This window comes from Bacillus sp. JJ1533, from assembly GCF_036965045.1.
Lineage (GTDB): Bacteria > Bacillota > Bacilli > Bacillales > Bacillaceae_L > Ferdinandcohnia.
This window is the reverse complement of the sequence record NZ_JBALOV010000020.1, coordinates 1-21,447: the sequence shown is the minus strand read 5'-3', so window position 1 is coordinate 21,447 and position 21,447 is coordinate 1. Positions and strand designations below refer to the sequence as shown.

The window sequence follows — 21,447 nt, the reverse complement described above, 5'->3', positions numbered from 1 at the left end:
CAAAAAGCTGTATTTTAAGCTAACATAGGATTAGAAACGATAGAGGTGATAGTGATGGCAGATAAGACAATGAAACAACTCCAACAAGAAGTGGATGCATACATAGGCCAGTTTAAAGAAGGTTATTTTAGTCCGCTTGCATTACTTGCAAGGCTGACAGAGGAATTAGGTGAACTCGCGAGAGAAGTCAATCACTACTATGGTGAAAAGCCAAAAAAGGACACCGAAACCGAAAAAAGCATGGCTGAGGAAACAGGTGACCTGTTATTTGTTCTGATTTGTCTAGCAAATTCCTTGAACATTGACTTGGAAGACGCACATAATACAGTTATGAACAAATTTAATACAAGAGATAAAGATAGATGGACACGCATTGATAATAACAAATAAAGGGGAAGACAATATGGATACAATTAAGATCGTAATTGCTGGCCCACGGGGCAGAATGGGAAAAGAAGCGGTGGCTCTTGTACAAGAAACAGAGAATTATACGCTGGTTGGGGTGATTGATCATAAAAACAATGGTCAGTCTTTAAGTGAAATAGAGGGTTTTTCAAATGTAGATGTTCCTATATTTACCGATATTTTAGAATGTTTCTCAAAAACAAAGCCAGATGTGTTAATTGACTTAACTACACCTGAAACGGGTAAATACCACACGGAAATAGCCATTGAACATGGGGTCCGTCCTGTAGTGGGAACAACGGGCTTTACTAAAGAAGAATTAGAACGACTATCAACAATGGCAGAAGAACGTAAGGTAGGAGCAATTATTGCTCCAAATTTTGCAGTCGGGGCTGTGCTTATGATGAAATTTTCACAAATGGCTGCCAAGTATTTTCACGACGTGGAAATTATCGAGCTCCACCATGATCAAAAGCTCGATGCACCCTCTGGAACAGCTGTAAAAACAGCAGAACTTTTGACAGCAGTTCGAGAATCCAAGCAACAGGGACATCCGAATGAAAAAGAAACAATACAAGGAGCTCGTGGGGCTGAATTCGATGGAATTCGCATACATAGTGTACGCTTACCAGGGCTTGTTGCCCATCAAGAAGTGATGTTTGGTGGAAATGGTCAGATGCTATCAATTCGTCATGATTCATTCAATCGTGCTTCCTTTATGTCAGGTGTAAAATTATCTGTTGATACTGTAATGAATCTTGATGTTTTAGTGTATGGGTTAGAAAATATCATCGAATAAGGGGATACATACAATGAAAATTGCTTTAATTGCTCACGATAAAAAGAAAACAGATCTTGTACAATTTTCAACAGCTTATAAATCGATTCTTGAACAACACGAGCTGTATGCAACTGGAACAACTGGATTACGCATTTCAGAAGCAACTGGGTTACAAATCCATCGTTTCCAATCGGGTCCACTTGGGGGCGACCAAGAAATTGGTGCAATGATTGCACAAAATAAAATGGACATGGTGATCTTTTTTAGAGACCCACTAACTGCTCAACCACATGAACCAGATGTTTCCGCATTGATTAGACTATGTGATGTGTATTCCGTTCCATTAGCAACGAATATGGGAACGGCAGAGGTACTCATTCACGGACTTGAAAAAGGTTTTTTTTCATGGCGTGAAATTATCCGTGACAGACAAGAAGGCATGAATCTATAAGCCTTCTATCCTTAAAATAAGTACATACTTGTATTTAATGCAGAAGTGGGAGATTCTTCAATGAAACTTAAAATCGGGATTACCTGTTACCCATCAGTTGGAGGGTCAGGTATCATTGCAACAGAGTTAGGAAAGCTGCTTGCAGAAAAAGGACATGAAATTCATTTTATTTCTTCAAGTATTCCGTTTCGTTTAAACAAAATCTATACAAATATTTATTTTCATGAGGTAGAAGTGAATCAATATTCAGTTTTTAAATACCCACCCTATGACCTAGCTTTAGCAAGTAAAATGGCAGAGGTTACAAAAAGGGAGAAGCTTGATCTCTTACACGTCCATTACGCAATTCCACACGCAGCATGCGCTTATTTAGCGAAGCAAATGGTGGGTGGGGATGTAAAAATTGTAACTACACTTCACGGCACTGATATCACAGTTCTAGGGTATGATCCATCCTTAACGGAACTTATTCGCTTTGGAATTGAACAATCCGATGCAGTGACGGCTGTTTCTCAATCACTTGTCGAACAAACGCATGCATTAATTGAGCCGAAAAAAGAGATTAAAACAATTTATAATTTTGTAGACGAAAAAATTTACTACAAGCGAAATGTAGCGGATTTACGTAAACAGTATGGGATACAGGACGATGAAAAAGTCATTATTCATGTATCTAATTTTCGAAAGGTTAAGCGGGTTCCAGATGTCGTTCAAGCTTTCAATCTGATTCAAAAAGAAGTAAAGTCCAAGCTATTATTAGTAGGTGATGGACCGGAATTAACCACTGCCTGCAAATTAATTGCTAAATTTGGATTAACTGATAAAGTTCTCCTTTTAGGAAAACAGGAAAATCTCCCAGAACTTTATTCAATTAGCGACTTAAAGCTTTTGTTATCTGAAAAAGAGAGCTTCGGACTTGTGTTAATTGAAGCAATGGCCTGTGGGGTTCCAACAATTGGGACAAATGTTGGCGGTATTCCAGAGGTTATTGATGAAGGTGTTGATGGTTATTTATGTGAGCTTGGAGACATCGAAGACATTGCAAATAAATCAATCAATTTGTTAAAGGATTCCGACCTACATATAAAAATGTCTAGACAGGCAATCCGCTCTGTACAGCAAAAGTTTCATTCAGAACGAATTGTCAATGATTACGAGGATGTATATTATTCTATTCTTTCGAATAAACGTTGATAGGGGTTTAGGACGATGGATGAACCATTTGTAAAAGCAAAAGCAATTCTTACAACCTTACATAATAATGGCTTTCAGGCTTATTTTGTCGGTGGTTCAGTCCGAGATTATCTTCTGCAACGACCGATTGGTGATATTGATATTGCAACTTCTGCACGACCCGAACAAATTATGGATATCTTTCCAAAAACAATTGATGTCGGTGCGGTTCATGGAACAGTAATTGTCTTACATGAGGATGAACAGTTTGAGGTGACAACATTTCGAACCGAGGAGGGGTATGATGACTACCGGAGACCTTCTCATGTTGAATTTGTTACTTCCCTTCATGAGGATTTAAAAAGAAGAGATTTCACAATGAACGCGATTGCGATGACCATTGAAGGAGACCTGATTGATCCTTTTGGAGGAAAGAAAGCAATCCAAGAGAAACGAATTCAAACAGTCGGTAACCCAAACGAACGATTTTTTGAAGATGCACTCAGGATGATGAGAGCTGTTCGCTTTATAAGCCAATTATCCTTTTCGTTGAGTAAAGAAACAGAATCCGCCATCAAGGAAAATTCGTCATTATTAAAAAAGATTTCCATAGAGCGAATAACAATCGAGTTTGAAAAATTACTGAAGGGTCCTAGTTGTCAAGATGCGATTCCACTCTTAGTTAACACAGATTTAGTTCATTATTTACCGGGTTTAGCCGACGAAGCTTACCAAATAGAACGTTTTTCCTCCTATAATTGGAGTCAACTTCAAAAGAGAGAAGAATATTGGACACTAGTATGTTATTTATTGAACAAATATGAAATAGCAGCTTTTTTACGTCAATGGAAGCTTCCGAATAAAATAATTGAACAGACAATTAAAAATAGGACTTGCCTTGAAAAGGTCATACAAACTGGCTGGAACAAACGTCTTCTATATGAATGTGGAGCAGAATGTGTCCAACAGGTTGAACGAATTTTAGAAATTTTAGGCGTTCATCAAGAAGTGTCAGCCTATCAGGAGTTTTGTCAATTACCGATTAAACAACGTTCCGATTTAATGGTAACAGGTGAGGATCTGATCCTTTGGTATAATCAAAAACCAGGCAAATGGATAGCCGAACTTTATGTAACAGTTGAAAATGGAATTTTGGAAAACAAAGTGGAGAATAACAAGGAAAAGATAAAGGAGTGGCTTCTATCGTGCAATCAGAAATAAGAAAAAAATTGTTAGAAGTCTTCTCAAGTGCTAACGGAGAGTTTATTTCCGGTCAAAAATTAAGTGAGCAGCTTGGTTGTTCACGTACTGCCGTATGGAAACATATTGAAGATTTACGAAATGAAGGATATGAATTAGACGCGGTCCGAAAACTTGGATATCGAATTATTACAAAGCCAGATAAAATAAGCGGCAATGAAATTCAGTTAGGTCTTGAAACGAAAAGTTTAGGGCGACATATACATTTTGAGGAGAAGGTAACTTCTACCCAACAAATTGCCCACAAATTAGCGTATGAAGGTGCTGTTGAAGGCACGATTGTTGTAGCAGAAGAACAGACAACTGGTCGTGGCAGACTAGACAGGGCATGGTATTCTCCAAAACATACCGGAGTCTGGATGAGTATGATATTAAGACCACAGATTCCACCATCACAAGCGCCACAACTAACATTATTAGCAGCAGTGGGTGTTGTTCAGGCGATTCAAGAAGTGACAGGTTTGGAACCAGACATTAAATGGCCAAACGATGTTTTAATCAATCAAAAAAAAATTGTTGGCATTTTAACAGAGCTGCAAGCTGAAACAGATCGAATTAATTCAGTCGTTATTGGAATTGGTATTAATGTGAATCATCAATTGAACGATTTTCCTGACAATCTACATTCCATAGCGAGTTCATTAGCTATTGAAAAGGGCGAAAAAATTGATCGTGCCAAATTAATACAGGTCATTTTATTGAAAATTGAAAAGCTGTATAAGGAATATTTACAGCACGGTTTTAAGGTCGTGAAGCTTTTATGGGAAAGCTATGCGGCAAGTATCGGAAAACAAATCATTGCAAGAACTCTTTCGGGTTCAATAGCAGGAAAAGCAATTGGCATCAATGAGGAAGGTGTATTGCTTCTTGAGGATGCCACAGGGACTGTTCATCATATTTATTCCGCAGATATTGAACTTCCAAAAAAATAAAGTGTAGAAAAAAATGTGAATCTTTTATATAATTCATAATAATGGGTGGTATCCTTTTTGGAACTACACCAAGCTTTTTATTTTTTGCAATGCAATTCACAATTGTATTCTGCCTTGATCCATTGGACTGGGACAGAGGGATGAAATTTACCGAACTTATTCATGTTTAATCCTTCTTTCTCTTTTTTGAAAGAAGGATTTTTTACTTTTAAATACTACCACGATCGGTCTTTTCATCTCCTCTTTTTAGGAAAACTCGGGTGAACACTTGAGCAAGGCGACTTTAAAGAAGGTTTGATTACTTTCTAAAAGCCAAAAGGAGGAAAATGATGAAACAAACAACGGAATTTTTGAAAATGAAACAAAGGAAAGAGCCAATCGTTATGTTGACAGCCTATGATTATCCATCTGCTAAGTTAGCGGAAGAAGCGGGTGTGGATATGATCCTTGTCGGTGATTCATTAGGGATGGTTGTTTTAGGCTATGATTCTACTATTCCAGTAACGGTAGACGATATGATTCATCATACGAAGGCCGTAAAACGTGGTGCAAAGGACACATTTATTGTCACGGATATGCCATTTATGTCTTATCATGTTTCGCGTTCAGAAACCTTGAGAAATGCCGCACGGATTATTCAAGAATCAGGAGCACAAGCTGTTAAAGTTGAAGGAGCAAAAGATGTCATCTATACAATTTCTGCTTTAACGGAAGCAGGAATTCCTGTTGTTGCTCATTTAGGTTTAACACCACAAGCTGTAGGTGTTTTAGGTGGGTATAAGGTACAAGGCAAAGACGCAGAAAGTGCAAGACAGTTAATTGAAGATGCGAAAAAAGTTGAAGAAGCGGGAGCTATTGCACTTGTATTGGAATGCGTACCAAAACAATTAGGAGAAGAAGTAACAAATCATATTTCGATTCCTACAATCGGGATTGGCGCCGGAAACCACACGGATGGTCAGGTTCTCGTATTCCATGATGTTATTTCATATGGGGTCGATCGTGTTCCAAAGTTCGTAAAACAATATGTTTCAGTGAATGAACCAATTTTACAAGGGCTATCAAATTATGTGGAAGAGGTAAAAGCACGTTCATTCCCAGAAGAAAAGCATACGTACACAATGAAGGAAGAAGAGCTTGCTAGCCTTTATGGGGGAAAATAAACATGAAAGTCATTACATCAATCAAGGAAATGCAGCACTATATTCAATCATTGAAGCAAGAAGGGAAAACAATCGGATTTGTACCTACAATGGGCTATCTTCATGAAGGGCATTTATCCTTAATGAATAAGGCAAGAAGTGAGAATGATGTGTTAGCTGTGAGTATTTTTGTGAATCCACTTCAATTTGGTCCAAATGAGGATTTTGATTCCTATCCACGTGATTTTGAGAGGGATAGCAAACTTGCAGAAAACAATGGTGTAGATGTTTTATTTCACCCAAGTACGGAAGAAATGTATCCAACAAAAATGTCTCTTACAGCAGTCGTCCATTCAAGGATTAATGTATTATGTGGCAGACAGAGAAACGGTCATTTTGACGGAGTTGCCACAGTACTGATCAAATTATTTAATATCGTACAACCGGACCGCGCTTATTTTGGCTTAAAAGACGCTCAGCAGGTAGCCGTTGTAGATGGTTTAATTACAGATTTTAATTTTCCGATAACCCTCGTTCCAGTGGAAATAGTCAGAGAGGAGGACGGCCTTGCTAAAAGCTCACGCAATGTCAATTTAACCGCGCAAGAACGAGCAGAAGCACCAAGACTTTATGAGAGTCTTCAACTGGCTAAACGAGAAATAGAAAAAGGACAACGAAATCCTAAACAAATTGAGGAATTAATAAAAAAACAAATCAAAGACCACACTTCAGGTGTTATTGATTATGTTGAAATGTATAGTTATCCTGAGCTTGATGAGCTTTCAGAGTTAACTGGAAAAATCATCATTGCCATCGCTGTCAAGTTTACAAAAGCAAGACTTATTGATAATATAACTTTTGACATATAATATTTTTTTGGTGAATCTTAATAGAAAATCTTGAAGATTCAAGGGGGAGCATCATGTTTCGAACAATGATGAACGCTAAAATTCACAGAGCACGGGTAACAGAAGCAAATTTAAACTATGTAGGTAGTATTACAATAGATGAAGACATATTAGATGCAGTCGGAATGGTTGCTAATGAAAAAGTTCAAATTGTAAATAATAATAATGGGGCTCGACTTGAAACATATATCATCCCTGGTGAAAGAGGAAGCGGAGTATTTTGTTTAAATGGTGCTGCCGCTCGTCTTGTACAAGAGGGGGATGTCATAATTGTCATTTCATATGTGATAGTACCTGAGGAAAAATTGGCAGATCACAAGCCACGGGTAGCAATTATGAACAAAAACAATCAAATTAAAGAATTAATTTTTGAAGAACCAGCTGCAACTGTTTTATAAATGGTATTGACGCCCCCAGTATGGGGGCGTTTGTGTTAGGGAGGTGGCACCAATGAATAAACGCTTTGTCGTAGTAGACCTAGAAACAACCGGGAACTCTCCAAAAAAGGGTGATAAAATCATCCAGTTTGCAGCGGTCGTGATTGAAGATGGGGAAATTATTGAGAGATTTGCTACCTTCGTCAATCCAAAGCAAGACATCCCAATTTTTATCGAGCAATTTACGGGTATTTCTAATGAAGTTGTTGCGAATGCACCTGATTTTTCAATTGTTGCGCCTGAAATTATTTCAATGTTTCAGGATTCTTATTTTGTTGCTCACAATGTTCCTTTTGATTATTCGTTTTTACAGGAAGAATTAGCTCAATGTGGGTTTGAAAATTTTCATTGTCTGACGATTGATACAGTTGAACTTTCTAGGGTAATGCTTCCTTTAGCCGATAGCTATAAACTAGGACAGCTCGCTGAATCTCTATCATTAACACATGAAAATCCTCATCAAGCCGATAGTGATGCTGAAGTAACAGCTGAAATTCTTATGAAAATTTTAGATAAAATCGAGCGACTACCACTTGTTACAGTTCAAAAGCTTTATTCCCTATCCATTTATTTCAAAAGTGATATTCGTGAAATCTTAAAAGAAATTTTAGATGAAAAATCAAGCCGAGTTGATACAAATCTAAAATTTGACATTTATCGTGGTCTTGCATTACAAAAGAGAACGACACAAAGACAACAAAAACGAAAACAAAAAAGCCATACATATACAGAGATTTTTCACTCAGTGTTACACGATTTTTCATTCCGTCAAGGTCAATTCGAAATGGTTCAAACGATACATCATGCATTAGAAACAAACCAACATGCGATGATTGAAGCAGGAACCGGGATAGGAAAGTCAATTGCCTATTTGTTACCTGCAATCTATATATCCAAAACGAAGGGGCGTTGCATGATAAGTACGAATACTCTACAGTTGCAACATCAGCTATTAGAAAAGGATGTGGCAACAATGCAAGAGATCCTTTCTTTTGATTTTAATGTAGCACTTTTAAAAGGCAGAGGGAATTACCTCTCGTTACGAAAGTTTGAACAGAGTCTTTATGAAAACACGGATAATTATGATGAGGTGTTAACGAAGGCGCAAATTTTAGTTTGGTTAACAGAAACTGAAACGGGGGATATTGACGAAATAAATTTACCATCAGGTGGGAGGCTTTTATGGGAGCGGGTTAAAACTACAATCGAAAATCCAGGATTTGAAGACACAATCTGGGAATCAAGATGTTTTTATCAAAAAGCAAGGCAAACGGCTGAAAGCGCTGATGTCGTCATTACAAATCATGCTTTACTTTTACAAGATATAGACAAACATTTTGATATTCTTCCGCCATATGATTACTTAATCATGGATGAGGCGCATCATTTTGAAGCTCTTGCTAAACGACAGGCGGGCTTGCAAATTCATTATTTATCGATTCATTCGGTACTCATGAGAATTGGGCTCCTTGAGACAAATGATTTGCTTTCAAAGTCATTAAAACTTATGGAACGCATTGGCTTTGATACTGAATCCTTTTCTCATGTTAATCAAATCATCAAGGATATCAGAATGTCAGTAAATGAATTCTTTCGCATGATACGCAGTCATGTCTTACTAAAAAAGACAGAAGAAAATGATAAGAAACGAATTCAATATATCCTTCATTCCGGCAATGAACATGGTGAACACTGGCAGGAAGCCAATGAGCAGCTTAAAAAACTATACATTTTAATAAAAGAGCTTGTTAATAAAGTTAAATATCAAAAGGAACTCATGATTCAAAATAAGTCTTTATTAACGCCGTTACAGTTTGGTGTATTAAATGATTATATTTTGAGCATTGATTTATTGGTGGATAAGTGTTCTATAATTGATAGGATTATTGGGGACAAGAAGAATCAAATGACTTGGATCGAAATTGACCCAAAAGGTCCTGTTAATTCAGCAACCCTTTTTGCAGAACCGAGAGATATCTCAGATTTTTTAGCTGACCAATTGTTTGCTTATAAGAAAAGTGTGGTTATGACTTCAGCAACATTAACGGTTGATGATTCCTTTGACTATATGATTGAAAAACTCGGCTTAGCTGATTTCCAGCCGATTACGTTATCGATTCCGTCACCCTTTGATTTTGAGCGTCAAGCAGCACTAATGGTGCCAACTGACATACCACTTGTAAATGCCGTTTCGCAGGATGAATTTGTTAACTCTATTTCAGACCACATTGCACAAATTGCGATTAAAACTAATGGACGAATGCTTGTCCTATTTACTTCATATGATATGTTGCATAAAACGTATCTGAATTTAAAAAGTTCGGTTTACCTCGATCAATTCGTTCTGATTGCCCAGAGTATAAGCGGTGGAAGTCGGGCAAAATTAACGAAAAATTTTCAGGCGTTTGATAAGGCGATACTTCTCGGAACCAGTAGTTTTTGGGAGGGCGTAGATATTCCTGGAGAAGACTTAAGTGCACTCATTATCGTCAGACTTCCTTTCGCTCCACCAAATGATCCAATTTTCGCTGTTCGCGCTAAGGAAATTGAAGGAAACGGGGGAGATTCCTTTAGAGACCTCTCGCTGCCAGAAGCAGTTATTCGTTTTAAACAAGGTGTAGGTCGGCTAATACGGTCTGAAAAGGATAAAGGGATTATTTTTATCTTAGACAGAAGAATTGTCACAACAGGCTATGGGAAAAAGTTTCTTTCTTCCGTTCCGAAAATGAAACTTCTCCAAAAATCACTACCTGAGCTATTAGAGCATGCAGACGAATGGCTTTGAAATAAAAAAATTAAAAAGGACCTGTCAAAAGACAGGTAAAGGCATGGGATTAGGAGTTAATTTTTATTGGAAAACTGTATTGTTAATGGTAATACACCTGTTATAATGATGTAAGGCAATATAATGTAAGACAACTTCAACTGTAATGTTGTAGTACTACTATTGTTGCCGTATGTGAGAAATCGTATGAGTAGTAAAATTTGTGATGAATGAAGGGAGAGCTCTTGCTTGGAAAGTAAGATAGAAGTTCTATCGACTGTAAAAATTCAAAATACTCCTGATTTATATAAAATTGTTGATTTGTTAAATCGTACATTAAAGCATGAAGATCTCATGTTTGGCCTTGCACTTGATCGTGAAGATCAAAATAAAGCAGTTTTCACAATTTATCGTACGTAAAGTAGTGATTAAATATGAAAAAATGGATAATCGGGATACTCGTTCTTCTCCTTGTTTTTATATTTTGGGGGGGAGTCAATATTTATCAAACAGCACTAGAGCCATTAGACAAAGCTGAAGCAGCTGGAAATCGGATTGCACTTGAAAAGACACCGATTGATACAATTGAAGAAAGTTATACATATTTTGGAACAAAAGCATATCAAGTTGTCTTTGGGAAAAATAATAAAGGTGAAAAAATGATTGCTTGGATTCCACAAAAAAAAGGGGAAATAGTAACACGTTTTGAACATGATGGCATTACAGAAAACGAAGCCATTTCTATTTTGAAAAACGAGCGTGATCCAAAAGAAATTCGTTCCGTAAAACTTGGAATCGAAGATAATATCCCAATTTGGGAAATTATTTATATTGGTAGTGATAACCGTTTGACCTACCATAAATTGTATTTTGAAACTGGCAAATATCGCAATTCAATCAAACCATAATACGTGGAGGGAATACAATGAAATTAGCAAACAGAGTAGCAGCTTTAACACCTTCTTCAACACTTGCTATAACAGCAAAAGCAAAAGAATTAAAAGCCGCTGGTCATGATGTAATTGGACTTGGAGCAGGTGAACCAGATTTTAACACACCTGATTATATAATCGAGGCAGCAGTTAAAGCAATGAAGGAAGGCCATACTAAATATACACCTTCGGCAGGATTACCCGGCTTAAAAGAAGCCATCTGTAAAAAGCTTTTAAATGACCAACAATTAGAATATAAGCCTAATGAAGTGATTGTTGGATCGGGTGCGAAGTTTGTATTATATGCACTGTTCCAAGTTATCCTAAACAAAGATGATGAAGTTATTATTCCAACTCCATATTGGGTAAGCTATCCTGAGCAAGTTAAGCTTGCAGAAGGTGTTCCAGTATATGTTGAAGGTAAAGAAGAAAATCATTTTAAAGTGACTGTAGACCAACTTGAAGCTGCAATCACTGATAAAACAGTTGCTCTCATCTTAAATTCACCAAGTAACCCAACAGGTATGCTTTATTCGAAAGAAGAATTACAAGCAATTGGAGAATTATGTGTAAAGCATAATGTTTGGATTGTTTCAGACGAAATTTATGAAAAGCTTGTGTATTTTGGAGCTGCCCATACATCAATTGCACAAGTAAGTAAAGAAGTAAAAGCAAAAACGATTGTCATTAATGGTCTTTCTAAATCCCATTCAATGACAGGGTGGAGAATCGGTTATGCGGCTGGCCCACAGGAGATTATAAAGAGCATGACAGATCTATCCAGTCATAGTATTTCAAACCCAACTTCCATTGCCCAATATGCGGCTCTTGCTGCTTATGAAGGTGATCAAGAGCCTGTTGAAACGATGAGACAGGCATTTGAACAGCGTTTGGATGTGATTTATGAAAAATTAGTGGCTATACCTGGAATTTCATGTATTAAACCACAAGGGGCATTCTATTTATTTCCGAATGCAAAAAAATCAGCTGAATTATCAGGTTATAAAAATGTCGATGATTTTGCGAAGGCTTTGCTAGAGGAAGCACTCGTTGCAGTTGTTCCAGGGTCAGGCTTTGGTGCACCTGAAAATATGCGCTTATCTTATGCAACTTCTTTAGAACAGTTAGAAGAAGCAATCGTACGTATTCATAAATTTGTTGAAGAAAAAATGTAATTCGTGAAAATTGGGGACGATTCAATTTGGTTCTTACATCCAGATTGACCGTCCCCATGGTATTTCTTGCTTCGTTGACTTAACAAATGTATAATAAGGAAGGAATTTATACATAAGGTTTCGGTTTTGGAGGGACAATTGTGAAAACAACTATTTCAGAGGTTAATAAATATGTAGGTGAAGAGGTTACAATCGGTGCGTGGTTAGCGAATAAACGCTCAAGCGGTAAGATTGCCTTTTTGCAGCTTCGTGATGGGACAGGCTTTATCCAAGGTGTTGTTGTAAAAGCAGAAGTGGATGAAGTTGTATTTCAGAAGGCAAAATCAATTACACAAGAAACATCCCTATATGTTACAGGGGTTGTGAGGGAGGATGAAAGATCACCGTTTGGTTATGAGCTTACAGTCACGAATATAGACGTTATTCATGAGTCTGTTGATTATCCAATTACACCAAAGGAACATGGTACGGAGTTCCTAATGGATCACCGTCATTTATGGCTTCGTTCAAAGAGACAGCATGCGGTTATGAAAATCCGTAATGAAATTATCCGTGCAACATATGAATTTTTCAATGATAATGGATTTGTGAAGGTGGATCCGCCAATTTTGACAGGAAGCGCACCTGAAGGAACAACCGAGCTGTTTGCCACAAAATACTTTGATGAAGATGCCTACCTTTCACAGAGTGGTCAGCTTTACATGGAAGCGGCAGCAATGGCTTTAGGTAAAGTGTTCTCCTTTGGTCCAACATTCCGTGCCGAAAAATCAAAAACAAGACGTCATTTAATCGAGTTCTGGATGATTGAGCCTGAAATGGCCTTCACTGAGCATGAAGAAAGCTTAAAAGTACAAGAGGAATATGTTTCTCACATTGTGCAGTCCGTCTTGAAAAATTGTCAATTGGAATTAAAAACATTGGGTCGAGATGTTTCGAAGCTTGAAAATATAAAGGCACCATTTCCGCGCATTTCTTATGATGAAGCAATTAAGTTTTTACATGAAAAGGGCTTTGATGACATAAAGTGGGGCGATGACTTCGGGGCTCCCCATGAAACAGCCATTGCTGAAAGCTATGACAAACCGGTATTTATTACAAACTACCCTAAGGGCATAAAGCCGTTCTATATGCAGCCGGCACCTGACCGCGATGATGTCGTTCTATGTGCGGACTTAATTGCCCCTGAAGGATATGGGGAGATCATCGGAGGTTCGGAGAGAATTCATGATTATGAACTCTTAAAACAACAGCTCGAAGCGCATGGCTTAACAAGTGGTGCGTACCAGTGGTATTTAGAATTACGTAAATATGGTTCTGTTCCACATTCAGGATTTGGATTAGGGCTAGAAAGAACAGTGGCATGGATTAGTGGGGTAGAACATGTACGTGAAACCATTCCATTCCCACGTCTGTTAAACCGATTATACCCATAATAAATAACGTTAAGGGACTTTCCGAAAAGGAAGGTCTCTTTCATTTTAGGCAGAAACCTGTAAACCAAATATTTCTTTCTTAGCCCCATAATCCGGACTCATGGTATACTAAGTAATGAAGAGGTGTTTATACATGAAAATGGATAAATTAGTTGATTTATTCGAACAAGGCAGTATTTCAATTCCAAAAATGTTAATGTCCTCGTATCGACATCTACAATTAAACGAAGAGGAAATGATGATTCTATTCCATATATTAACCTTTATGGACAGCGGAAATTTCTTTCCTACACCAACTGAAATCTCAAATCGCATGACAATTACTGAAGAAAAATGTATGGAAATCCTACGTCAGCTTATCCAACGTGGATATTTGGAAATAAATGATGGAAACGATGAAAGTCGAGTTATCTATGAAAAATACTCATTACGACCATTATGGGAAAAAATGCTTCAGTATGTCGTTCAGCAAAACATGAACGAGGAAAAAGAACTAGAGCAACAGCAAGAAAAGGATTTATATAGTATTTTCGAACAAGAATTTGGACGACCACTCTCACCATTTGAATGTGAATCGTTAGCGATGTGGCTCGACCAAGACCACCACGATCCGTCTATTATAAAAGCTGCCTTACGCGAAGCAGTTATGTCTGGAAAACTTAATTTCCGATATATTGATCGAATCCTATTTGAATGGAAAAAGAATGGCATCCGAACAATTGCACAAGCTCAAAATCATTCACAAAAGTTTCGTCAATATCAACAAAAGCACAAACAAACGGAGCAAACCCAACAAGGAAATTACAAACGTACAATTCCGTTTTATAATTGGTTAGAAAATTAAAATAGGTGATAAAAATGTTAAACAAACAACAAATACGATTCTGTCTTGACAAGATGGGGGAAATGTTCCCAGATGCTCATTGTGAGTTAAACCATAAGAACCCGTTTGAGTTGGTGATTGCTGTTGCCTTATCAGCCCAATGTACAGACGCATTGGTAAACAAAGTAACAGCATCTCTTTTTGAAAAATACAAAACTCCTGAGGACTACTTAGCGGTATCTCTTGAAGAGCTTCAAAATGATATTCGATCCATTGGTCTTTATCGAAATAAGGCAAAAAATATTCGAAACTTGTGCCAAATGTTGATTGAAGACTATGGGGGTGTACTTCCGCAAGACCGCGATGAATTAACAAAATTCCCTGGGGTTGGCAGGAAAACAGCTAATGTTGTTGTCTCCGTTGCCTTTGGTATACCAGCGATTGCGGTTGATACCCATGTAGAAAGAGTCAGCAAAAGACTTGGATTCTGTAGATGGAAGGACTCTGTTTTAGAGGTTGAAAAGACATTAATGAAAAAGGTTCCTAAAGAAGAGTGGTCTGCCACCCATCATCGTATGATCTTTTTTGGAAGATACCATTGTAAGGCTCAAAATCCACAATGTGAGATTTGTCCGCTCCTTGATGTTTGCCGAGAAGGGAAAAAGCGTATGAAGGGGAAAGAAAAGGTTGGATAATGAAAAATTAATATCTGCTATTACGGAAAAATGGGGCGCGAGACAAGAATATTTAACAGACCTTTTCCGAAACAGAGAAAAAGCAGCAATAGTTGAACCAATGGGTGAAGCAATTGATGACTTTTTGGCCTTTTTATACTTTCTTAATGGAAAGGGAACCCCAGACAAAAAAACACTCCAACAAGGCCTAATAGGCTTAAAATATAAACCGATTAATCTTGAGGAACGTCTTTTATTTATACTAAAAAAACCAAACCAATATCATTCATTTGTTCAATTAAATGAACTATATCATGAATTACTAAAGCTCCATGTGAAAATGAAAATACTAATGAATAAAAAATAACGCACAGTCATCTGTGCGTTATTTTTGTTACTACTCCCGGTCACCATCACTAGGTGGGAGAGGAGGGAAGATTGGTACTCCACCTTCACCTTCTCCATTGCCGTCGCCTTCTCCACCAGTTTCGCCACCGTTTTCGCCACCATTCCCATTACCGTTCCCATTCCCATTGCCATTACCATTACCATTACCGGGATTCTCTGGTGGTAGTGGAATTTCAATTTCCTCTTCTTCCGGTTCCGGAACTTCAATGGTAGTAGTTGCAGGTTCACTGCGCTTTTCAGGAGTCTTATCATTCACGGCAGTTACTGTGAACTTATAGATAGCCCCTGGAATGGCCTCAGGAAGAGTGTACGTTAATTCTTTCGTTGTTGTAAGAACCTTTGCAGGACCTTCGTCAATTGAAACACTTACCTCAAAGCTATTACCTTCAATCTCACCTTCAGGATAAGCCCAAGATAAGTTGATTTGATTTGTTACTTGGTCATACATCACATCAAGGTTGAAAGGTGGATTGAGCTTATCATACTTATCAGAAACCTCGGTCGGCTCTGTCCCCTTAATAAAATACTCATATACAATTTCCTCTTTTGGCGTAAACTCACTCGGAAGTTTCGCAGGGTTTGAACCTTTTTCCACTCCGACCTTAACGACTGTCTTCGGCATTACGAAATCCTCTGCTTCTTTACCTTCAGAAAGATTGGTAATAATGTCTCTAAATAATTTTAGTGCAATACCTTGATCGGCAGGCAAGATTGCATTTTTGTTACTCCTATATCCTGCCCAAATCGAAACTGTATAACTTGGCGTGTAACCACTAAACCATACATCTGGAACACCACCAGGAGGTATATTATATTCTCTTATATTTTCCGCGGTGTAGTTTGTTGTACCCGTTTTACCGGCAATTTGCAATCCAGATACATCATATCTACGTCCAGAACCAAAATCCATTACGGATTTTAGCATGTCTGTAACCATGAAAGCAGTTGCTTCAGTCATTGCTGTCTCAGGCTCTGGTGCAAGAACAACTTCTCGATTATCCGGAAAGACAATTTTATTCACCGCATGTGGTTTAATGAAGTTTCCTTGGTTACCGAATGCTGCATAGGCACCAGCCATTTGAAGAGGGGAGATGCCCTCTGACATTCCACCAATGGAATAAGCTTCATTAATTCTATCTTCAAATGTAATACCAAGTCTGTTGGCAAATTCCATTACTTTTGGAACACCCACCTCTTGGAATGCTTTGAGTGCTGGAATGTTTCTAGAATGGGCTAAAGCAACTCTTGCTGTAATTTGTCCCATATATTTTCTGTCATGATTGTTTATAGGCTTTTTATCCGAATAAGTGTAGGGCTCATCTTTAATTTGATGATAGGTTGACCATTTTAAATATTCGATTGCAGGGCCATAGTCCAGAATAGGCTTAATCGTTGATCCAGGTTGGTTTGAGTTATCAAGTGCAAAGTTAACACGGGTATTTTGCGCTTGATTTCTACCGCCACCTAATGCTCTAATTTCGCCTGTTTTCGTATCGACAACCGCGATTCCAGCTTGAAATTGCTCATCCGGAAATTGAATATCAGGATTATTATTTGCTAATAATGAATCAATATGTTCTTGTGCCTTAGGGTCAAAGGTTGTATATATTTTCACGCCTGCATTATACACATCAATATCGCCGTATTCCTTAAGCTCAAGTTTTACTTGGTCCATAAATGAATCGATTGGATGAGATTGTTCCTTTGATTCTACTAGAGATGATTCAATAGGAATTTTCTTTGCAGCGTCTGCTTGTTCTTTTGAAATGAATTCATGTCTAACCATTAGATTTAACACGATATTTCTTCGTTTTTCTGCTGCTTCAGGGTGGACAAATGGGTTATAGATTCCGGGATTTTGTCCAAGTCCTGCGATAAAAGCAGATTCGTGAAGCTCAAGTTCATCAAGTGGCTTACCAAAATATAATTCGGCTGCTTTAGCAACACCATACGTGTTACCGACACCGTAGTAAATTTTATTTAGATACATTTCAAGAATTTCATCTTTTGAATATTTACGTTCTAATTGAAATGCAAGCCATAGCTCCTGTGCTTTTCTTGTAAGCTTCTTCTCTCCCTCAACGAAGAAGGAATTCTTGATTACCTGTTGCGAAATGGTACTTGCACCTTCTGCACCGAATCCTTCGGTGATATTAGCGACAACAGCACCACCAAGACGTATGACATCTAAGCCATGGTGCTCATAGAAACGAGCATCCTCAACCGCTAATACCGCGTTTTTTAAATCATCGGGTATTTGATTTAGAGGGACATAAGTCCTTTTTTCCGCCCCGAATTCATAAATTTTATTTCCATTCATATCATAAACCTTTGAAGAAAGTGGATCCTTCAATAAAGAGTCATCTAATTTTGGGGCACCACTTGCCATTACGAAAAATGTAGTCGCACCTGTTACCATACCGATAATCCCAATTAATAGAATAATTAGTAGGATTCGTTTAAATAGCGAGCCCTTTGATTTTTTACGCTTTTTTTTCTTTTGATTTGCATGTCGGCGTTCTTCACGTGATTGATATTTTTCAGACATACTTGTTTCCTGCCTTTCAAATGCTTTCCCTACTATATGACGTATTTAAGTAAGGAAAGGTTTCATTCCTAGCTTAACTGCCATTTTTGCTAGTTAAAATAAAGTTTGTCAATTACCTTAATATAATCAATTCTTGGACGATAGCCAATAGCTAGTTGGTGGCCAAACGTTTCAATTTCCTGTTTCGTAATTGATTTTCTGCCATTTTGATTTTTTCGATCCCAAAAGGTTAATAGATGCTTAGCTTCAAGATAAAAGATTTCATCTAATGTTGTGAACCGTAGAATCACGAAGCAAATTCCATCCAGTTTTAAACAATCGGACATATGTTTAATTTGGTGCTCATGAAAGTTTTGAAGTGGGAACGAGGTTTTATTTTTCGTTTCCTTGGCTTCAAAATCAATATAGCGACCTTTATATAGGCCATTATAGTCGGTAGTCGATGCTTGCTTAAAATAGGCTTCCTTGATGACGGCAGCGCTTCGTTTTGGGTAATCCACATTTACGATTTGAACAGGTGTTGGTTTTTTATGAATGACGGCGATTTCCTGTTCCAAATAATATTGATTCGTTTCATTAAGATCTTCTTCTAAAGTCATCCCACGATTCCCATATATTCTTTGTTTGAGATGTGGTTTGTTTTTTACCTGCTGGGGCTTATATACTTTCCCATTCGGATAACGAAACTCCATTCTCCCATCCCCCTTAAGACACCTATTATACCAAAAATATTTGTTAAAAAGTTTAACGAAATTTAAACAGTAGGGAAAAGGTCGATAGAATTTCCTTTCACTATACCATACTATTCGGCAACAAATATACTTTTGAGGGCGTGTAGAGCGAATGGATGGATACACTATTGGGAAGAGGTGTTAGGTATGAGTGAAATCGAAAAACTAGAATTTATGGTAAATGAACGCAGAAACCGGGAAAACGAATTAACAATAGATGAAAAAGAACTTTATAAAAAAATTCAAACAAAAACAGCTAAAGGAAATCTCGATAATATTTCAAGAACTATGAGTTATGCAAATTTCTATCGAAGACATCAAGAGATTAGATGGTCCTTCTTAGCAAGTATGGTATCACGGAATGCTGGCTGGAATATGACAGACCTGGAAGGAGAATGGTTTCCGAAAATCCTTGGCAAAAAAGAAAGAAACGTTTTGTTCAATACTTATGAACGTGCGAATTGGCTTATTTTTTCCGATGCTTTTCCGCAGCTCTTAGTTTATGAGTATTCAAAGAAACTTGGTAAACCATTCTTTCACATCCTAAAAATGTTTTCGGTATCCCGATTTATTGAAATAGAATGGGAGTATTATTGGAGGCATCGGGAAGGAAATCGTTTAGTAACTGCGCAAATTATCAATGAACAAAATATTATTCAAAAACCAGTCATTGAACACCCATTTTATAAGAAAAGGGTTTTTCAACGTTTTTTTTATAATCTCCAAGATTCTTTACACTTTAGTTCAGTCATTTTTCCAACTCTAGAAGGAAAGTTATTCGGTTTTTCTGTCCACGAATTTACAAAACTTAATGAAAGAATTGAGCTTGGAAAAAAGCTGGCGGCCCTGTTGTTTCATGATAGATATTATGATTTTTTTATCAGATTTTCTAACAATGTGGAGCATACTGGCTCAAGATATGATTATGAACGGTATATTAAGGAAAGGAGATTCCGCAATACTCCATTCTTACGAACTACATTTCCAATTATTAAACATGCTCGAGCTAAACCTGTCGATTGGTATATAGGAAAAAGAAAAGAAAGGTGGTTCAATGAAGTCGAACTTAATGAAAATCAATTTGAACTTACAAATTGGTACTTAACAAAACAAAAGCAAATACAAGCGGGGATTTTAATAGAAGAATTATTACGAAAAAACAAAGGCTAAAATTAGCCTTTGTTATGTATATTATGTTGAAGGTCTATCAGGTCCTTCAAGTTTCTTGTCCCCATATCCAGGAGCTTTCTCTTCATTACGTTCTTGTTTGTTTTTCTTTTTATCTTGCTTTGCCATGGAATCTTCACCTCCTACTAGTAGTGTGAGCATTTTAATAAATACCATTCTTAAAAGGTTGAAACTGTTGTCGAAAAAGGGGAATGATGATGGGGGAATACCACTTTCTTTGACGAATAGAAACTAGTTTTGTCAAGTGTGCAGGAGGAAAAAACCGCACGTCGAAACTAATTAAAAAGACCGTTTAGGAGGGTGGATATGTTGAAGGATGAACTAAAAACAAAAGCTCATGTTTTGGAGGAAATTGATCAATTGCTTTTTACATTAAACAAGATTGATATGCAAATTCAGACAGAGGTAAATAAGCATATTCATGAAGAAGGATACCAGAATATCACTCAAATGAAGCAACTTGAAAATGAGCTTATCTCTTTGCGTAAGGCGTATCGGAATCAAAAATCTGAACAAGAACTACACACAGAAAAGGAGCATTCCTATCACTTAACATTAAGCTATTAAAGAGGTATGATAGATGTTGAGGTGAGAGAATGTATACCGAATTACTCGCAAAAACAAATATGTTAAAGGATCTCTGTAATCAGTCGATTAAACGATTAGAGGTTGTTAAAAAAAGTGAATCCTATGACGTGGATTTTTATAAAGAAGTAAAGCCTTTTGTTGATTCCACAATGGAAATAGCGGATAGCTGGAGAGAATTAGCGATAACTTGGATAAAAAATGAGTATCCTAAAAATCTTCATCCTAATCAGATTGATGCGACCCATGAAAATATCCAACATATCTCTATTCAAAGCTTTTATCAGGATACGAAGGTCAAACGATTTAAGAATATGTATGAATCAATCCAGTACGTCCTTGACAACATCCTTGAGAAAGCACCAATACAACAACAAATTAAATAACCTCCTTTTAAAGATACCCATATAGTAGGTATCTTTTTTGTGACACCTGACCTGATTATTACATAATCTATAGAAAAAGAACATCACAGGAGGTTGTTCCACATGTATGAAAATTATCAAAGGAACAAAGCTATACCTTATGGCTTTTCGTGGCCTTATTATGAGCAGCCGACCTATCCTCCATTTAATGGAGGAGGGTATCAATCCGGGTGGAATCAATCCTACCCTCCTTTCTACATGCAATATAATATGAACAGTTATCCTGGGTATTCATCATCTGGGTATCAAACACCATACCCGACCCCTTATCC

General features: G+C 37.3%; 23 protein-coding genes. 21 read left to right on the top strand and 2 right to left on the bottom strand.

Going from position 1 to position 21,447, the window contains the following annotated elements; translation table 11 throughout:
- The first annotated feature begins 54 nt into the window (after positions 1–54).
- From V7138_RS09825 to V7138_RS09745, 17 genes are all read left to right on the top strand, one after another.
- Entirely contained in the window at positions 55–390 is a 336-nt protein-coding gene (locus V7138_RS09825; RefSeq protein WP_335396524.1) for a nucleotide pyrophosphohydrolase, read from the top strand.
- 13 nt (positions 391–403) lie between these two features.
- On the top strand, positions 404–1,204 hold the full coding sequence (gene dapB / locus V7138_RS09820) for a 4-hydroxy-tetrahydrodipicolinate reductase (protein ID WP_335396522.1): 801 nt from the start codon (positions 404–406) through the stop codon (positions 1,202–1,204).
- 13 nt (positions 1,205–1,217) lie between these two features.
- Complete coding sequence (gene mgsA / locus V7138_RS09815) at positions 1,218–1,637, top strand: methylglyoxal synthase (RefSeq protein ID WP_335396520.1); 420 nt, start codon at positions 1,218–1,220, stop codon at positions 1,635–1,637.
- A 60-nt stretch (positions 1,638–1,697) separates the two neighbouring features.
- Entirely contained in the window at positions 1,698–2,831 is a 1,134-nt protein-coding gene (bshA, locus tag V7138_RS09810; RefSeq protein WP_335396518.1) for an N-acetyl-alpha-D-glucosaminyl L-malate synthase BshA, read from the top strand.
- Between the two features lie 15 nt (positions 2,832–2,846).
- Positions 2,847–4,031, top strand: coding sequence for a CCA tRNA nucleotidyltransferase (locus V7138_RS09805; RefSeq protein ID WP_335396517.1), 1,185 nt, complete (start codon positions 2,847–2,849; stop codon positions 4,029–4,031).
- On the top strand, positions 4,016–5,002 hold the full coding sequence (locus tag V7138_RS09800; protein WP_438824336.1) for a biotin--[acetyl-CoA-carboxylase] ligase: 987 nt from the start codon (positions 4,016–4,018) through the stop codon (positions 5,000–5,002). Before V7138_RS09805 ends, V7138_RS09800 begins: the two co-directional genes overlap by 16 nt.
- A gap of 329 nt (positions 5,003–5,331) precedes the next feature.
- Positions 5,332–6,165, top strand: a complete 834-nt coding sequence (gene panB, locus V7138_RS09795) for a 3-methyl-2-oxobutanoate hydroxymethyltransferase (protein WP_335396515.1) — start codon at positions 5,332–5,334, stop codon at positions 6,163–6,165.
- Between the two features lie 2 nt (positions 6,166–6,167).
- Entirely contained in the window at positions 6,168–7,013 is an 846-nt protein-coding gene (gene panC / locus V7138_RS09790) for a pantoate--beta-alanine ligase (protein WP_335396513.1), read from the top strand.
- 53 nt (positions 7,014–7,066) lie between these two features.
- Positions 7,067–7,450 (top strand): aspartate 1-decarboxylase, encoded by a 384-nt coding sequence (panD, locus tag V7138_RS09785; protein WP_335396511.1) that lies wholly within the window; start codon positions 7,067–7,069, stop codon positions 7,448–7,450.
- A gap of 52 nt (positions 7,451–7,502) precedes the next feature.
- The gene (gene dinG / locus V7138_RS09780; protein WP_335396509.1) at positions 7,503–10,274 is read left to right on the top strand and encodes an ATP-dependent DNA helicase DinG; all 2,772 of its coding nucleotides are present in this window, start codon (positions 7,503–7,505) and stop codon (positions 10,272–10,274) included.
- Between the two features lie 228 nt (positions 10,275–10,502).
- The gene (locus V7138_RS09775) at positions 10,503–10,673 is read left to right on the top strand and encodes a YpmA family protein (protein ID WP_335396508.1); all 171 of its coding nucleotides are present in this window, start codon (positions 10,503–10,505) and stop codon (positions 10,671–10,673) included.
- 14 nt (positions 10,674–10,687) lie between these two features.
- Entirely contained in the window at positions 10,688–11,161 is a 474-nt protein-coding gene (locus tag V7138_RS09770; protein WP_335396506.1) for a cell wall elongation regulator TseB-like domain-containing protein, read from the top strand.
- Positions 11,162–11,178: 17 nt separating this feature from the next.
- A complete protein-coding gene (locus V7138_RS09765) occupies positions 11,179–12,360 on the top strand; it encodes a pyridoxal phosphate-dependent aminotransferase (protein ID WP_335396504.1) in 1,182 nt (393 codons plus the stop codon).
- Positions 12,361–12,500: 140 nt separating this feature from the next.
- Entirely contained in the window at positions 12,501–13,793 is a 1,293-nt protein-coding gene (asnS, locus tag V7138_RS09760; protein ID WP_335396502.1) for an asparagine--tRNA ligase, read from the top strand.
- Positions 13,794–13,926: 133 nt separating this feature from the next.
- Positions 13,927–14,637, top strand: coding sequence for a DnaD domain-containing protein (locus V7138_RS09755; RefSeq protein WP_335396501.1), 711 nt, complete (start codon positions 13,927–13,929; stop codon positions 14,635–14,637).
- A gap of 14 nt (positions 14,638–14,651) precedes the next feature.
- Positions 14,652–15,311 carry an endonuclease III gene (nth, locus tag V7138_RS09750; protein ID WP_335396500.1) on the top strand — a complete coding sequence of 220 codons (660 nt, stop codon included), beginning with the start codon at positions 14,652–14,654 and terminating at the stop codon, positions 15,309–15,311.
- A complete protein-coding gene (locus V7138_RS09745) occupies positions 15,304–15,657 on the top strand; it encodes a YpoC family protein (protein ID WP_335396499.1) in 354 nt (117 codons plus the stop codon). The genes nth and V7138_RS09745 overlap by 8 nt, the downstream gene beginning before the upstream one ends.
- A 30-nt stretch (positions 15,658–15,687) precedes the next feature.
- On the opposite strand, the gene V7138_RS09740 is transcribed toward V7138_RS09745, so the two are convergent.
- On the bottom strand, positions 15,688–18,246 hold the full coding sequence (locus V7138_RS09740; RefSeq protein WP_335396497.1) for a PBP1A family penicillin-binding protein: 2,559 nt from the start codon (positions 18,244–18,246) through the stop codon (positions 15,688–15,690).
- 89 nt (positions 18,247–18,335) lie between these two features.
- A complete protein-coding gene (recU, locus tag V7138_RS09735) occupies positions 18,336–18,938 on the bottom strand; it encodes a Holliday junction resolvase RecU (protein ID WP_335396495.1) in 603 nt (200 codons plus the stop codon).
- Between the two features lie 186 nt (positions 18,939–19,124).
- On the opposite strand from recU, the gene V7138_RS09730 reads away from it, so the two are divergent.
- The 4 genes from V7138_RS09730 to V7138_RS09715 all read left to right on the top strand — a co-directional run.
- Positions 19,125–20,147, top strand: a complete 1,023-nt coding sequence (locus V7138_RS09730; protein ID WP_335396493.1) for a DUF2515 domain-containing protein — start codon at positions 19,125–19,127, stop codon at positions 20,145–20,147.
- A 324-nt stretch (positions 20,148–20,471) separates the two neighbouring features.
- On the top strand, positions 20,472–20,732 hold the full coding sequence (locus V7138_RS09725) for a hypothetical protein (RefSeq protein ID WP_335396491.1): 261 nt from the start codon (positions 20,472–20,474) through the stop codon (positions 20,730–20,732).
- Between the two features lie 29 nt (positions 20,733–20,761).
- On the top strand, positions 20,762–21,136 hold the full coding sequence (locus tag V7138_RS09720) for a YppE family protein (protein WP_335396489.1): 375 nt from the start codon (positions 20,762–20,764) through the stop codon (positions 21,134–21,136).
- Positions 21,137–21,238: 102 nt separating this feature from the next.
- A partial coding sequence (locus V7138_RS09715) for a hypothetical protein (RefSeq protein WP_335396487.1) occupies positions 21,239–21,447 on the top strand: 209 nt, incomplete at its 3' end.

Bases quoted from the DNA above. Each gene is read 5' to 3' on its own strand.
- mgsA (WP_335396520.1), top strand. From the start codon at position 1,218: ATGAAAATTGCTTTAATTGCTCACGATAAAAAGAAAACAGATCTTGTA.
- panB (WP_335396515.1), top strand. From the start codon at position 5,332: ATGAAACAAACAACGGAATTTTTGAAAATGAAACAAAGGAAAGAGCCA.
- V7138_RS09765 (WP_335396504.1), top strand. From the start codon at position 11,179: ATGAAATTAGCAAACAGAGTAGCAGCTTTAACACCTTCTTCAACACTT.
- dinG (WP_335396509.1), top strand. From the start codon at position 7,503: ATGAATAAACGCTTTGTCGTAGTAGACCTAGAAACAACCGGGAACTCT.
- recU (WP_335396495.1), bottom strand. From the start codon at position 18,938: ATGGAGTTTCGTTATCCGAATGGGAAAGTATATAAGCCCCAGCAGGTA.
- V7138_RS09825 (WP_335396524.1), top strand. From the start codon at position 55: ATGGCAGATAAGACAATGAAACAACTCCAACAAGAAGTGGATGCATAC.
- V7138_RS09805 (WP_335396517.1), top strand. From the start codon at position 2,847: ATGGATGAACCATTTGTAAAAGCAAAAGCAATTCTTACAACCTTACAT.
- V7138_RS09725 (WP_335396491.1), top strand. From the start codon at position 20,472: ATGTTGAAGGATGAACTAAAAACAAAAGCTCATGTTTTGGAGGAAATT.
- nth (WP_335396500.1), top strand. From the start codon at position 14,652: ATGTTAAACAAACAACAAATACGATTCTGTCTTGACAAGATGGGGGAA.
- V7138_RS09770 (WP_335396506.1), top strand. From the start codon at position 10,688: ATGAAAAAATGGATAATCGGGATACTCGTTCTTCTCCTTGTTTTTATA.
- bshA (WP_335396518.1), top strand. From the start codon at position 1,698: ATGAAACTTAAAATCGGGATTACCTGTTACCCATCAGTTGGAGGGTCA.
- panD (WP_335396511.1), top strand. From the start codon at position 7,067: ATGTTTCGAACAATGATGAACGCTAAAATTCACAGAGCACGGGTAACA.
- V7138_RS09720 (WP_335396489.1), top strand. From the start codon at position 20,762: ATGTATACCGAATTACTCGCAAAAACAAATATGTTAAAGGATCTCTGT.
- panC (WP_335396513.1), top strand. From the start codon at position 6,168: ATGAAAGTCATTACATCAATCAAGGAAATGCAGCACTATATTCAATCA.
- dapB (WP_335396522.1), top strand. From the start codon at position 404: ATGGATACAATTAAGATCGTAATTGCTGGCCCACGGGGCAGAATGGGA.
- V7138_RS09740 (WP_335396497.1), bottom strand. From the start codon at position 18,246: ATGTCTGAAAAATATCAATCACGTGAAGAACGCCGACATGCAAATCAA.
- V7138_RS09755 (WP_335396501.1), top strand. From the start codon at position 13,927: ATGAAAATGGATAAATTAGTTGATTTATTCGAACAAGGCAGTATTTCA.
- V7138_RS09730 (WP_335396493.1), top strand. From the start codon at position 19,125: ATGAGTGAAATCGAAAAACTAGAATTTATGGTAAATGAACGCAGAAAC.